11 protein-coding genes are annotated in these 14,630 nt (G+C 65.2%); 6 read left to right on the top strand and 5 right to left on the bottom strand.

Features of this window, described 5'->3' with window-relative positions:
• Window positions 1-43: 43 nt before the first annotated feature.
• Complete coding sequence (locus ACVMB0_RS17485) at window positions 44-1,720, top strand: carbamoyltransferase family protein (RefSeq protein WP_461347092.1); 1,677 nt, start codon at window positions 44-46, stop codon at window positions 1,718-1,720.
• A gap of 28 nt (window positions 1,721-1,748) precedes the next feature.
• On the opposite strand, the gene htpX is transcribed toward ACVMB0_RS17485, so the two are convergent.
• Both htpX and ACVMB0_RS17475 read right to left on the bottom strand, forming a co-directional pair.
• A complete protein-coding gene (gene htpX, locus ACVMB0_RS17480) occupies window positions 1,749-2,684 on the bottom strand; it encodes a zinc metalloprotease HtpX (RefSeq protein ID WP_461347091.1) in 936 nt (311 codons plus the stop codon).
• 238 nt (window positions 2,685-2,922) lie between these two features.
• Window positions 2,923-4,578, bottom strand: coding sequence for an ATP-binding protein (locus tag ACVMB0_RS17475; RefSeq protein WP_461347090.1), 1,656 nt, complete (start codon window positions 4,576-4,578; stop codon window positions 2,923-2,925).
• A gap of 212 nt (window positions 4,579-4,790) precedes the next feature.
• Between ACVMB0_RS17475 and ACVMB0_RS17470 the strand changes: the two genes are divergently transcribed.
• On the top strand, window positions 4,791-6,113 hold the full coding sequence (locus ACVMB0_RS17470) for a lytic murein transglycosylase (protein WP_461349672.1): 1,323 nt from the start codon (window positions 4,791-4,793) through the stop codon (window positions 6,111-6,113).
• Window positions 6,114-6,333: 220 nt separating this feature from the next.
• Here the strand turns inward: ACVMB0_RS17470 and ACVMB0_RS17465 are convergent, their stop codons facing one another.
• Entirely contained in the window at window positions 6,334-7,665 is a 1,332-nt protein-coding gene (locus ACVMB0_RS17465; RefSeq protein WP_461349582.1) for an IS1182 family transposase, read from the bottom strand.
• Between the two features lie 313 nt (window positions 7,666-7,978).
• Between ACVMB0_RS17465 and ACVMB0_RS17460 the strand changes: the two genes are divergently transcribed.
• The 4 genes from ACVMB0_RS17460 to ACVMB0_RS17445 all read left to right on the top strand — a co-directional run bounded on the left by ACVMB0_RS17460 (window position 7,979) and on the right by ACVMB0_RS17445 (window position 11,870).
• Entirely contained in the window at window positions 7,979-8,482 is a 504-nt protein-coding gene (locus ACVMB0_RS17460; protein WP_461347089.1) for a DUF1993 domain-containing protein, read from the top strand.
• Window positions 8,483-8,704: 222 nt separating this feature from the next.
• Complete coding sequence (locus tag ACVMB0_RS17455; protein ID WP_461347088.1) at window positions 8,705-9,565, top strand: SDR family NAD(P)-dependent oxidoreductase; 861 nt, start codon at window positions 8,705-8,707, stop codon at window positions 9,563-9,565.
• An 87-nt stretch (window positions 9,566-9,652) separates the two neighbouring features.
• A complete protein-coding gene (locus ACVMB0_RS17450) occupies window positions 9,653-10,756 on the top strand; it encodes an alkene reductase (protein ID WP_461347087.1) in 1,104 nt (367 codons plus the stop codon).
• Between the two features lie 301 nt (window positions 10,757-11,057).
• Window positions 11,058-11,870: a tetratricopeptide repeat protein gene (locus tag ACVMB0_RS17445; RefSeq protein WP_461347086.1), complete on the top strand. Its 813-nt coding sequence runs from the start codon at window positions 11,058-11,060 to the stop codon at window positions 11,868-11,870.
• Between the two features lie 78 nt (window positions 11,871-11,948).
• Here ACVMB0_RS17445 and ACVMB0_RS17440 read toward each other — a convergent pair whose 3' ends face one another.
• The gene (locus ACVMB0_RS17440; RefSeq protein WP_461347085.1) at window positions 11,949-12,668 is read right to left on the bottom strand and encodes a hypothetical protein; all 720 of its coding nucleotides are present in this window, start codon (window positions 12,666-12,668) and stop codon (window positions 11,949-11,951) included.
• Between the two features lie 175 nt (window positions 12,669-12,843).
• Window positions 12,844-14,610 carry an ABC transporter substrate-binding protein gene (locus ACVMB0_RS17435; RefSeq protein WP_456749680.1) on the bottom strand — a complete coding sequence of 589 codons (1,767 nt, stop codon included), beginning with the start codon at window positions 14,608-14,610 and terminating at the stop codon, window positions 12,844-12,846.
• Window positions 14,611-14,630: the final 20 nt, after the last annotated feature.

Raw genomic sequence — 14,630 nt, 5'->3', positions numbered from 1 at the left:
TGATCGGAACGGAAGACGGCTCCAGGCGCAGGGGGAGACGCTGGTGAACATCCTGGGGATCAACTCGGTGTATCACGAGTCCGCCGCCGCGCTGCTGGTTGACGGCAGGCTCGTCGTGGCTGTCGAGGAAGAGCGGTTCAACCGCATCAAGCACGGCAAGCCGGCCGAGTTCGACAACCCGCATCAACTCCCCGAACGCGCGATCCGGTTCTGCCTGAACCACGCCGGGCTCTCCGCGCGCGATATCGATCACGTCGCCTACTCGTTCGATCCCGATCAGCGTCGCAAGCGGTATCGCGCCGAATGGTGGGATCCGCGGCTGGAGGAGACCTTTCGGCTCCGGCTCGGTCAGGTGCCGGGCGCCATCGACGACCTGCTTGGACGCTCGCTGCGGCAGCGACTGCATTTCGTGCCCCATCACATGGCGCACGCTGCATCCGCCTACTTCCCGTCGGGCTTCGACCGCGCGGCGATCCTGACCATCGACGGAATCGGCGAGACCGCCGGCACCTCGCTGGCGAAGGCCACCGGCAGTCGCATCCAGACTGTCGAGACCTTCGAATATCCGCACTCGATCGGCTTCATCTGGGAGGTGTTCAGCGGCTATCTCGGCTTCTCGCATTACGATGCGTCGAAAGTAATGGGCCTCGCGGCCTACGGCGATCCGGAGGTCTATCGTCGGCAGTTCCAGTCGATCATGCGTTCCGACGAGGTGAACTATGGTGTGTCGCCGGCCTATCTCGGCAACAGCCCGGAGCGCTACGCGCGAATGGAAGCCGTGTTCGGCCCGGCGCGCTATGAAGACGGCGAAATCCTGCCGCGGCACGCCGACATGGCGGCGGCGTTGCAGGAGGCGACGGATGCCGCGGTCATCGCTGCCGTCCGGCGTCTCAAGCGCAGGGTGCCATCCGACAATCTGTGCCTTGCCGGGGGCGTCGCGCTCAATTGCGTGACCAACGATCGGGTCAGGCGTTCCGGCGAATTCAAGAATGTGTTCATCCCGTCCGCGCCGCATGACGCGGGCACGGCGATCGGCGCTGCCTTTGCCGTGCATTGCGCGAAGCACAAGCGTCCACCCGAGCGCGGCAACGATACGCCGTATCTCGGCCCCGCATTCAAGCAGCGCGAGATTCTGGCAGCGGTCAAGTCGGCCGGGCTCAAGGCAACGCGCAGCAAATCTCCGGCGCGCGATGCCGCCGAGATGATCGCCGGCGGCAAGATCGTCGCCTGGTTCCAGGGCCGCATGGAGTTCGGACCACGCGCGCTGGGCAACCGCTCCCTGCTCGCCGACCCCAGGCGGCCGGACATGCGCGACATCCTCAATCAGAAGGTCAAGCACCGGGAGGATTTCCGGCCGTTCGCGCCGAGCGTGCTGGCCGAGCACGCCGAGGAATGGTTCGAGATCGGCGCGCCGACGGCCAGTCATGCATTCATGCTGTTTGCATGTCCCGTCAAGTCGGATCGGCGCGATCTGATCCCGGCGGTCGTGCATCGCGACGGCAGCGCCCGGGTCCAGATCGTCAGCCGCAGATCAAATCCGCGCTTTCACGAACTGATCTCCTGCTTCCATGCCAAGACCGGTGTGCCGCTTGTCGTCAACACGTCCTTCAATGACAGCGAGCCGATCGTCTGCACCCCCATGGATGCGATCGTCACGTTCCGCAAGTCCGGCATCGACGCGCTGGTCATGGACGACGTGGTGCTGACGGCAAAAGCGTGACCTCGCCCGCATCTGCGGCGCCGGGAGCTTAACCCCAAGGTCCGCGTGGGCTTGATGAGCCCTGTGATCCGCTCCACGGGCTGCGCGGCGGAGTGCCGGCCGGACGCGGCGCGGTCTGGGTGCCGAGCTCGGCGGCGAGTTGCTGGAGCGCGGCGATGCGGTTCGCGGTCGAGGGATGGGTGGCGAACAGATTGTCGACGCCGTGGCCCGACAGCGGGTTGATGATGAACATGTGCGCGGTGGCCGGATTGCGCTCGGCCTCCATGTTCGGCACCTGATGCGAAGCGTTCTCGATCTTGGCGAGCGCGGACGCCAGCCACATCGGCTGGCCGACGATGCGCGCGCCGTAATTGTCGGCGGCATATTCGCGGGTGCGGCTGATCGCCATCTGCACCAGCATGGCGCCAAGCGGCGCCAGGATCATCATCGCGATCGAGCCTATGATGCCGGGGCCGTTGTTGTTGCGGTTGCCGCCGAAGAACATGCCGAACTGCGCCAGCATCGAGATCGCACCGGCGATTGTCGCCGTGATCGTCATGGTCAGCGTGTCGTGGTGCTTGATATGCGCAAGCTCGTGCGCGATCACGCCGGCGAGCTCCTCGCGGCTGAGCTGCTGCATCAATCCTGACGTGACCGCAACCGCCGCATTCTCCGGATTGCGGCCGGTCGCGAACGCGTTGGGCTGCGCCTCGTCCATCACGAACACGCGCGGCATCGGCAGGCTCGCGCGTTGGGCAAGCTCGGCGACAAGGTTATAGAGTTCAGGCGCCGAGCGCGCATCGACCTGATGGGCACCGTACATCGACAGCACCATGCGATCGGAATTCCAGTAAGCGAACAGATTTGTCGCAGCCGCGACGATCAGCGCGATCACGGCGCCGGTGCCACCGCCTATCAGATAGCCGGCCCCCATGAACAGGGCGGTGAGGCCGGCAAGCAGGAGCGCGGTACGAAAATAGTTCATCGTGGTTCCCTGACGGCAGGCGGAATGCTGCCACAATCGACGCCGTTGAGGTAGGGATTTTGCCGCTGACGTCGCAAGGGGAACGCGTGCGTCGCAGCGACGCGGCGCGGATTAACGATTGGTCATCCTACCGGTAGTCGACTGTAGCCCCGGATGGAGCGCAGCGAAATCCGGGGTAATCCCACCGCGGAGCAGATCCCGGATTGCGCTTCGCTTCATCCGGGCTACGGCATCGTGCCTACTCCGCCGGCTCCTGCTGCGGGAGCGCGGTTTCCTCCTCGCGCAGCGCAATCCGCAGCATGCGCGCGAGCTGGGCGCGGCTGTAGGGCTTGGCCAGGAACAGGATGCCCTGCTCCAGCTTGCCGTCCTGGTCGATGGCGTCATCGGTGTAGCCCGACGTGAACAGCACGCGCAGGCCGGGGCGGCGCTTCTGCGCCTCGGTGGCGAGATCGCGCCCGTTCATCGCGCCGGGCATGATGACGTCGGTGAACAACAGATCGATCGGCGCGCCGCTGTCGAGCACGGCGAGCGCTTCAGAGCCGTTGTTGGCCGACAGCGCCGTGTAGCCGAGGCTCTCGATCTGCGTCAGCACGTAGGAGCGCACCAGTCTGTCATCCTCGACGACAAGCACGATCTCCTGCGCGCCGCGCACGTCCGGCTGCCGCCGCTCGGGTACCGCGGCCGGCCAGACCGCCGCTGCACGCGGCAGATAGAGCATCACCCTGGTGCCGCGACCGACCTCGCTGTCGAGCGTGATGTGGCCGTTGGACTGCTTGACGAAGCCGTAGACCATGCTGAGCCCAAGACCGGTGCCCTTGCCGACATCCTTGGTGGTGAAGAACGGCTCGAACACCTTTGCCAGATCGGCCTCCGCGATGCCCTGGCCGTTGTCGATCAGCGCGATCGCGACATAGTCGCCGGCGGCGAGCCCGTCATGGCCGTGCACGTCCGAAGGCTTCAACTCAGCGATGCGGGTCTCGATCCGGAGCCGGCCGCCCTTCGGCATCGCATCGCGGGCGTTCAGCGCCAAATTGATGATCGCGGTGACGAGCTGGTTGGAATCGACCAGCGCGCGCGGCAGATTGGGCGCAGGGTGGAAATCGATGTCGACATGGTCACCGATGGTCGGGCGCAGCAGCTCGATGGTGTCGACCATCAGCGCGTTGACATCGACGTCGCTCGGTTGCAGCGGCTGCTTGCGGGCGAACGCCAGCAGATGCCGCGTCAGCGAGGCGCCGCGATCGGCGGCGTCGCGGATCAAGCCGGTGATCTCGGTCAGCTGCCGGTTGTGGGTCACCGCATCGGACAGGATGTCGATGGTGCCGGTGATGACCGTGAGGATGTTGTTGAAGTCGTGCGCGATGCCGCCGGTGAGCTGGCCGACCGCTTCCATTTTCTGCGCCTGGCGGATCTTGCTCTCATTGGCCTCGGCCTCGCGGAACCGCTCGAGCAGGAATTCCGAACGCTGGCGCTGCCGTCCTTCCTCGGCGAGCGCGACATGCGCCTCGCGCAGCTGCGCCTCGCTCGGGATCGCCAGGATCTTCGGGATCAGCGGCCACAGCAGCACCGCGGTGAAGATCGAGGCGACCGCGGTCAGCGCCTTGAGCAGCCCCTCGAGGCCGTAGATCGGCACCCACAGCGTGTAGATCGAGAACACGTGGGTGAGGCCGCAGGCGAGGATGAAGGTGGCGAACGGCCAGGCCATCCAGCCGAACTGGAAATCGCGCCGCTTGGAAACCAGGATCGCCAGCGCAAACGGGATCGAGAAATAGGAAGCGGCAATCAGTGCGTCTGAAATCACATGGAGCCAGATCAGTTCCGGCTCCCACAACAGGCAGATGCCGTGTGGCGAAAATGTCGACGAATCCAACAGACGCTCGAGAAAACTCCACATGGGTCCCTCCGGGCGTGATCGATCCGCCGACACCCCTGCCCGCGAATCACTTGGCCGATCATAGCGGCGGCCAATCAACCTGCCGAAGCCCAATTGGTCTAACAGGCCCTCCCCCGTTGTTGCCCGGTATCGCCCTGGTGTATGCAGTTTGGGCCATTTCCCTTCCCCAGCCGGTGACATCGATGCCAGCATCTCCCCTCCGCGCCCCGATCATGTTTGCAGCGATCGCAGGCGCGCTGGCGCTCTCCCAGCTGGCCTTGGCACAGCAGCCGCTGCCCAATCCCGCAGGCGCCGCCCCGGTTCGGGCGCGCCCGGCCGCGGTGGCTTCGCCGCGGGCCGCGTCCTGCCACAACGGACAGAGCTTTGATCGCTTCCTTGCCGAGCTGAAGCAGAAGGCGGTCGCCGCCGGCGTGTCGCAGCGTACGATCGCGGAGGCCGCGCCCTACCTCGTCTACGACCAGGGTATCGTCAACCGCGACCGCGGCCAGCGCGTGTTCGGGCAGATCTTCACCCAGTTCGCCGGCCGCATGGCCGCGAACTACCGCATGCAGCAGGGCCAGCAATACATCCGAACCTACGCGGCCGCGTTCGCGCGCGCCGAGAAGGAGTACGGCGTGCCGCCGGCGGTGATCGCCGCGTTCTGGGGACTGGAGAGCGATTTCGGCGCCCAGATGGGCAATCTGCCAACGCTGAAATCGCTGGTGTCGCTGGCCTATGACTGCCGCCGCTCGGAGATGTTCCAGGGCGAGACCATCGCGGCGCTGAAGATCATCGAGCGCGGCGATCTCTCGCCCGACGAGATGATCGGTTCATGGGCCGGCGAGCTCGGCCAGACGCAATTCCTGCCGACGCACTATTTCAACTATGCCGTCGACTATGACGGCGACGGCCATCGCAACCTGCTGCAGAGCGGGCCCGACGTGATCGGCTCGACCGCGAACTACATCGCCAATGGATTGAAGTGGCGGCGCGGCGAGCCGTGGCTGCAGGAGGTGCGCGTGCCGCAGGCCGCGAATTTCGCGAACTTCCCTTGGGACCAGGCCGACCTCACCATCAAGCTGCCGCGCTCGAAATGGGTCGCGCTCGGCGTCACCTTGAGCGACGGCAAGCCGCTCGCCAATGACGAGTTGCCGGCCTCGCTGCTGCTGCCGATGGGCCGGATGGGCCCCGCGTTCCTCGCCTACCCGAACTTCGCCGCCTACACCGAATGGAATAACTCGCTGATCTATTCGACCACCGCCGGCTATCTCGCCGGCCGCATCGCCGGCGCGCCGCCGATGCAGCGGCCGCACGCCCCGGTCGCGCAATTGCCGTTTGGCGAGATCAAGGAGCTGCAGGGATTGCTGGCGCGCGCCGGCTATGACGTCGGCAAGATCGACGGCGTGCTCGGCCAAGCGAGCCGCAGCGCGGTGAAAGCGATGCAGATCAAATACGGCCTGCCCGCCGATTCCTGGCCGACCGCAGAGCTGTTGGCGCGGATGCGCGGCGGCGGCCGCACGCAGCCGGCCGCGGATGCGACGGTGCCGACGCGGTAGGTTCACTGCTCATTTTCCGTAGCCCGGATGAAGCGAAGCGAAATCCGGGAGGACAACCGACGCGACTCCCGGATTGCGCTGCGCTTCATCCGGGCTACGCAGACTCTCCTGATCCGTCACCCTGAGAGCTTGTGACGGATTCGGCTCCTGCGGAGTTTTTGGCGGCTGTTCGTCGCAGCAATTGGCAGGTTTGAGTTCGAGTTCGGCGATGACCCGTTGTTTAGGCTCTGGAGAGGCGGTTGCCTTGCAGGATGTTGTTGACGAGGGCGTACCAGAGCACGACGGCACGGACCTTTTCGATGCCGCGCACGGTCAATTGCCGCAGGTCCCAATTGCGCCAGCGGGCATGGATGCACTCGCAGATCGACCGGGACCTGTATCGGGCCTTGCCCTCTTCGCTCGCCATTCGCGCACGCCAGGCCAACACCCCCGGACCGTCGCCGCGCCGCGGTAGATAGGGATCGGTACCGTGCTTGGATTGAGTGGGCGGACAAAAGATATCGATGCCCTCGGCATAGGCCCATTCGATGTCCTCGGCACTGCCAAAGCCGCCATCGACGAGATGGTCCTTGGGCAACCCTCCGGGCCGCGCACGCTGCCGCTCCAGCATGGGGCGCATCAGGCCGCGATCGGATCCGACGTTGCAAATTCTGGTGTCGACGACGATCTGCTCGCCGGCCACGCTCGTCACCTGCACGTTGTAGGCGGGGCGGAAGCCGCCGTTCGCCATCTTCATGACCCGTGCATAGGCGTCCGTCGTGGAGGCCCGCGGCTCCTTCGGCGTCTTGCCGTTGCCGCGATTTTCTTCGCGCTCCTTGCGCTGCTGCTTGATCTCGGCGAGCGCCGTCTGCGCCGCCTTCACCCGCGCGCTGCGTTCCCGCGCGGCCCGCTCCTTGGCTGCCCGGGCACGCTTATTGCTGGCGTCCGAGCGTGTGTCGACCTCGCGCTTGAGGTCTTCCACCACGGCCTCAGCCTGCGCCAAATGCTTATCCAACGTCGCCTCGCGCCGGAACGAGGCGGCCCCGGCGCTGGCCCGGACCCGCATGCCATCCTGCGCCAAGGTCTCCAGATCGACGAGACCGGCCTTTGCCAACGCTGCCAGATGCTCACTGAGCAGTCGGTCAAGCAGATCGGCGTTGCCGACCCGGAAGTCCGCCAGCAGGTGATAGTTCACCGACACCCCGCCGCACAGCCAGCGATAGGCATCGTGGCTCTCGCACAGCCGCTCCAACGCCCGCGCGCTGCCAACGCCTTCGCTGGCGGCATAGAGCCACAGCGCCAGCAAAAGCCGGGGCGAGGTCGCGGGGTGACCGGGACGATCGCCGCGAGCCTTGATCCGGTCCTCCAACTCACTCAGATCAAGCTCTTCGACATAAGACCAGATCAGCCGCACCGGATGGTCTTCCCCGATCAGGCTCTCAATATCAACCGCTCGCAGCGCAATCTGGTCGCGCTGGGGCTCACGCAGCCGCGGAGCGCCGGGCAAGCCCGCTTCGGCTGGTGGCTTCGCCTGCTCCGGCAGGTCCCCAAACAACTCATCGGCAGCCAACATCACCTCCCGCGAATCCGTCATCGCCAGAGAATCACACCGCGCCGGCTTTCGGCTATAATGCTCGCTGAAACCCCAAAAAAATCACACCCTCTGAGGAGCGCGAAGCGCGTCTCGAAGGGTCGACGGCCACCAGCCGGGCCGTGCATCCTTCGAGACGCGCTTCGCGCTCCTCAGGATGACGGGTCGAGAAGCCGCGGGAAATATTTGACCAAGCGTTACCGCTCCCCGCAGTTGTATTCTTCCCCTTGCCGCCCCATGTGCAGCATCGTCGTTCGGTCACATCCGGATTTTCATCAGACCCAGGGAGCATCACATGTCCTTTTATGACGCCGTCGTCCCCGCCTATTTGCAGATCCTCAACAGCCTCACCGGCGAGCTGACCAAGGCGGAGGCGCATTGCGAGGCCAAGAAGATCTCGCCCGAGGTGCTGCTGGGATCGCGGCTCTATCCGGACATGCTGCCGCTGACCAAGCAGATCCAGCTGGTCTGCGACCATGCCTCCAGGGGTTGCGCGCGGCTGACCCACAGCGCGGTGCCATCGACGCCCGACACCGAGACGACCTTCGGCGACCTCAAGCAGCGGCTCGCCAACACGATCACCTATGTGAAGTCGTTCAAGCCCGAGCAGTTCGAAGGCGGCGAAGCCAAGGACGTCACCTTCCCGATCGGCGCTGAACGCACCATGACCTTGAAGGGCCAGCAATTCCTCAACGCCTTCTCGTTCCCGAACTTCTACTTCCACGCCGTCACCGCGCACGGCATCCTGCGCCACAACGGCGTCGAGATCGGCAAGCGCGACTTCCTTGGCGTGAGCTGACGCGCGCTTAGCGCGTCATTCCGGGGCGATGCGCAGCATCGAACCCGGAATCCAGAGGTTATGCGGCTCGAGATTCCGGGTTCTCGCTTCGCGAGCCCCGGAATGACGAGTGGCAACTCATATTCCCCGCCGCGGGATTTCCTGCTTCGGCGCCACACTTCGCCTCGCATACCCTGCCGTGCTACTGCTCCCTGACAACAACAAGACGTCAGGGAGCACGCCATGTCGACCACAACCCACGCACCGAAAGCCGTCGATCCCTCAGCCTCGCTGCACGCCGAAGCGCTGGGGCTGGCGAAGAACCACGGCCGCCTCGCCGGCCGGCGCATCATCGTGGTCGGTGCCGGACAGCGTACGACCGTCGACGCCGAACCGCCGATCGGCAACGGGCGTGCCATGAGCGTGCTGTTCGCGCGCGAGGGCGCATCCGTCGCCTGCCTCGACGTCAACAAGGAGGCCGCCGACAACACTGTCGCGCAGATCACCAAGGAGGGCGGCAAGGCCTTCACCGATGTCGTCGATGTCTCCGACGTCGCGGTGATCGCGCCGGCAGTCGAGCGCTGCGCGCAGAAGCTCGGCGGGCTCGACGGGTTGGCGCTGAATGTCGGCATCTCGTCCGGCCTGTCGCTGCCCAAGATGACGGCAGAAGCCTGGGACCGCGACTACGCCGTCAACGTCCGCAGCCACATGCTCTTCGCGCAGAAGGCGCTGGAACTGATGGCACCGGGCGGCGCGATCATCCTGATCTCCTCGATGGCGAGCCAGCGCGCCGGCGGCCGCAACCCGGCCTATGAATCCTCCAAGGCGGCGCAGATCGCGCTCGGCCGGGCGATCGCGCGCGCCGGCGAGGACAGGGGCATTCGCTGCAACGTGATCGCGCCCGGCTTCATGGATACGCCGATGGGCCGCGATGCCAGCCGCAGGCGGTCCGACCGCGCCGTGACAGTGCCTTTCGGCCGCCAGGGCACTGGATGGGAGGTCGCCTATACTGCGCTGTTCCTGATTTCGAATGAATCTTCCTACGTGAACGCGCATACCCTATTCCTCGACGCCGGTCACATGGGCGGAATCGTGCGTGGTTAGCCCGCACGGCACGCATGGCCCAGCCATTGCGCTTCTCGCCGCAATGCACAAGTCTGCTCCATCCGTCACTTCCTGGAACATTTCCTCATGAGCCAATCGACCAAACTTCTCGAGCCGTTCAAGCTTGGCCCCGTAACCTTGTCGAACCGCCTGGTGATGGCGCCCTTGACGCGCAACCGCGCGCCGGCACCGAGCTTCGCGCCGGGTCCGCTCGCGGTGGAGTATTACGGCCAGCGCGCCTCCGCCGGCCTGCTGATCACCGAAGCGAGCCAGGTCTCGCAGCAGGGCCAGGGCTATCAGGACACGCCCGGCATCTATTCGAAGGAGCAGGTCGAGGGTTGGCGCAAGGTCACCGATCGCGTGCACGAGCGTGGCGGCCGCATCTACATCCAGCTCTGGCATGTCGGCCGCATCTCGCATGTCGCGCTGCAGCCGAACGGCGGCGCACCGGTGGCGCCGAGCGCGATCCGCGCCAAGACCAAGACCTTCGTCAACGGCACCTTCGCCGACGTCTCCGAGCCGCGCGCGCTCGAGCTGTCGGAAATCCCCGGCATCATTGACGATTTCAAGCGTGCCACGGCGAACGCGATCGCCGCCGGCTTCGACGGCGTCGAGATCCATGGCGCCAACGGTTATCTGCTCGACCAGTTCGCCAAGGACGGCACCAACAAGCGTACCGATGCCTATGGTGGTTCGATCGAGAACCGCGCCAGGCTGATGCTGGAAGTGTCCAGGGCGGTTGTCGGCGAAGCCGGCGCCGACCGCACCGGCATCCGCATCTCGCCGGTGACGCCGGCCAACGACGTCTCCGACAGCAACCCGCAGCCGCTGTTCGATCACATCGTCGACCAGCTCAACGCGCTGAAGCTGACCTATATCCATGTCATCGAAGGCGCCACCGGCGGCCCGCGCGACAACGCTCCGTTCGACTACGCCTCGCTGCGCAAGCGCTTCAAGCAGGCCTATATCGCCAACAACGGCTACGACTTCGCGCTGGCCGAGAAGGTGCTGGAGGCCGGTGCGGCCGACCTGATCGCATTCGGCAAGCCGTTCATCTCCAATCCCGACCTGGTCGAGCGGCTGAAGGCCGGCGCCCCGCTCAACGAGTGGGACAAGGCGACCTTCTACGGCGGCGGCGCCAAGGGCTACACGGATTACCCGACGCTGAAGGCGACGGAGGCTGCGGAGTAACAAGTCCACTCTCTCCATATCGTCATTCCGGGCTGCGCCGCCAGGCGCAGACTCGGAATCCATTGATCCGCATGACTCGCGTCAAGATGGATTCCGGGTTCGCGCTTTGCGCGCCCCGGAATGACGAAAGAGGGTGTAGGCATGGCGAACGAAAAAGGCCGGGACCGCTCCCGGCCTTTTGCGTTACGCGCCCCTCGGATTCTATGCATCGACGGCCTCGTCGCGCGGTAAGCGCTGGCCATGATCTCCGGCGCCGCATAGCATGGTGCGTCTCGATAGCATGACACGGTCACATGCGGGAATGAACAAGGACACCGCCGAGGATATCGTTCGACGCGCCACCGCCGCATTCAACAGCGGCCGGCACGACGAGGCGATCGCGCTGTGCGAGGGCGCCCTTGCGCGGCAGCCCGGCGAGCCGATGCTGAGCCATCTGCTGGCCGCCGTGCTGTTCACCAAAGGCGAGCTCGCACCGGCGCGCAGGCATGTCGCGGCGAGCCTGGCAACGCGGCCCGACAATGCCGCGGCGCAGCTGCTCGCCGCCCGCCTCGCCCGCAGCGACGGCGAATTCGATGCCGCCCTGGCCCATCTCGACCGCGCCATCGCGCTCAAGCCGCAGCGCGATGCGTTCGTCGAGAAGGCGCGCACGCTGGAGCTTGCCGGCCGCAAGGCGCAGGCGCGCGAGGCCTGGGCGGCGATCCTCAAGGCCATCCCCGAGCATCAGGAAGCCAATGCGCGGCTCGGCCGGCTGGCCTGGGAGGATGGTGACCTGCCGGCGGCGGTGAGCCTGCTCGAGCGAGCGACCACAGGCGCGGCGCCGGCCTCGGTGTGGTTCGATCTCGGTGTGGCCAGGCAGGATTTGCGCGACCATGATGGCGCTGCACAGGCCTATCGCAGGGCGATCGAGATCAGGCCGGACTACGCCGAAGCGGCACTCAATCTCGGGATCGCATTGCAGGAGGGCGGCGAGCCCGACGCCGCGATGCAGGCCTTCGCGCGCGCCTATGCGCTGCGTCCGCAGCTGTTCGGATCGATCGCGATGGCGCTGACCTCGGCCCCGCACGGCCGGCTGTGGCTCGACGAGCGCGCGCTGCGTGCGGCGCTAAGTAACTAAAGCATGATCCGGAAAGTGTGAAGCGGTTTTCCGAAAAGATCATGCTCAACAAAGGGCTAAAGCGCGATGACGATTCAACTAAATCTCATCGCGCTTTAGTTTCCCGCGCTTGGCGCGGAAATGCTTGCGGTAGACATTGGGTGCGGCCAGCACCTCGCCGAGAACCTTCGAATAGGCTTCGCGATGCGCGTCGTCGAACGGCTCGAACAGCAGTTCGGGGGCCTGGCGCGGCACCGCGAAGCATTGCACGACCGGCGTGCCCTTCGGCAGCACACCGGAAAAATCGGGCTCACTCCACACCGCCGGGAAATTGATCCCGCCGTCGTGAAACCGGTCGGCGTCGACCAGCCCCGAGATCACGCGGAACGGCAGGTCGTCGCGATTGACCGGATGGGTCGCGAACAGCGACCAGCCCGGCTCGAGCTCGATGGTCCAGAAGCTGTTGAACTTCAGCGCGGCCTGCCCATTGGCAAACGGCGCGCCGGCAAACTGCGCGACGGGATGGAAGCTGAGCGGCGCACGCGGATGGCCCGGTGTTGCGGGCTCGGGAATGTCCCAGTCCCATGCGAACGTGCCGAGCTCGACCCTGACATCGCAGGGCAGCGGGATCATCACGCCATGGGCCATCGCATCGACGAAGGGCGGACATTGCTTGACCGTGCGGATCTCGCGGTCGTGGATCTCGGAATGCGCCTTCGCCGGCATCGCGCGCAGCCAGTCCGGCAACGCAGTGCGGGCCGGGAACGGCCGCGGCAGGTGATCGGCAAGCCGCGGATCGCAGCGAAAAGTCATGCGCATGGCGAAACTCCGGGATCATGATGCGGCGAAGGGAGACGCATGATGATCTCATCGCGTCATTTGAGCACAATCGAGCGCCGGCCTCCACACTCCCTGCCCCGGATGCCGGACGGCAAAAAAGGCCGGGATTGCTCCCGGCCTTTCGCAGTCTTCGGATGGCGTGGGCTGGTACGCCTTACTTCGCTTCGGCGCGCTTGGGCGGTGAGGCCGGCCACGACTTGATCAGCGTGTCGTAGTCGACCGTCTCACCCTTCGGCTTTTCGTTGGCAAGCTTGCGCTGCGGCGCAATGTTGCCGTCCTTGGCCGACTTGGCGAACCAGTACTCGGCGGTTTCCTTCTTGTTCAGCTTCGGTCCGCAGGCACCCTGCACACCGGACTTCTCAAGACGTTCCATCACCGAATCCTGGGCCGCGGCGAGCGCGTCCATCGCAGCCTGCGGCGTCTTCGCACCGGACGACGCATCGCCGATGTTCTGCCACCACAGCTGAGCCAGCTTCGGATAGTCGGGCACGTTGTTGCCGGTCGGGGTCCACTGCACGCGCGCGGGCGAGCGGTAGAACTCGATCAGGCCGCCGAGCTTCGGCGCACGCTCGGTGAACGACTTGTCCCAGATGTCGGATTCACGGATGAAGGTGAGACCGACATGGCTCTTCTTCAGGCTCGTCGTCTTGGAGACGATGAACTGCAGATAGAGCCAGGCCGCCTTGCGGCGGTCGACCGGGGTCGACTTCAGGAGCGTGGCCGAACCCACGTCCTGGTAGCCGAGCTTCATGCCTTCCTTCCAGTACGAGCCGTGCGGCGACGGGGCCATACGCCACTTCGGCGTACCGTCCGCGTTCATCACGGGCAGGCCGGGCTTCACCATGTCGGCGGTGAAGGCGGTGTACCAGAAGATCTGCTGGGCGATGTTGCCCTGCGAGGGCACCGGGCCCGACTCGGAGAAGGTCATGCCCTGCGCCTGCGGCGGAGCATACTTCTTCATCCAGTCGAGATACTTGACGATCGAATAGACCGACGCCGGGCCGTTGACGTCGCCGCCACGCTCGACCGACGAGCCGACCGGACGGCAGCCTTCCATGCGGATGCCCCATTCGTCGACCGGCAGGCCGTTCGGAAGACCCTTGTCGCCGTTGCCGGCCATCGACAGCCAGGCGTCGGTGAAACGCCAGCCGAGCGAGGGATCCTTCTTGCCGTAGTCCATGTGGCCATAGACGCGGACGCCGTTGATTTCCTTGACGTCGTTGGTGAAGAACTCGGCGATGTCCTCATAGGCCGACCAGTTCACGGGAACGCCGAGATCGTAGCCGTACTTGGCCTTGAACTTGGCCTTGTAGTCCGGGTTGGTGAACCAGTCGTAGCGGAACCAATAGAGGTTCGCGAACTGCTGGTCGGGCAGCTGGTAGAGGTGACCATTCGGTGCCGTGGTGAACGACTTGCCGATGAAGTCGTCGACGTCGAGCATCGGATCGGTGACGTCCTTGGCTTCGCCCTTCATCCATTCGGTCAGGTCGACGGCCTGGCCATAGCGGAAGTGGGTGCCGATGAAGTCGGAGTCGTTGATCCAGCCGTCATAGACGTTCTTGCCGGACTGCATCTGGGTCTGGATCTTCTCGACGACGTCACCTTCCTGGATGATGTCGTGCTTGACCTTGATGCCGGTGATCTCCTCGAACGCCTTGGCGAGCGTGCGGGATTCGTACTCGTGGGTGGTCAGGGTTTCGGAGACGACGTTGATCTCCATGCCCTTGAAGGGGGCAGCGGCCTTGATGAACCACTGCATCTCCTTCATCTGGTCGTCCTTGGAGAGGGTCGACGGCTGAAATTCGCTGTCGATCCACTTCTTGGCGGCCGCCTCGTCGGCGCGGGCCGGCGCGACAAGAGTGACCGATGCTGCGACGAGCGCGACCGCGCTGGTCATCGTCAAAAGCTTTTCTTTAGTCATTCGTAAATGTCGCATTAGAT

The sequence above is a fragment of the Bradyrhizobium sp. USDA 4451 genome (genome assembly GCF_054822585.1).
The sequence above is the reverse complement of the archived record's forward strand: the minus strand, read 5'-3'. Positions and strand labels throughout refer to the sequence as shown.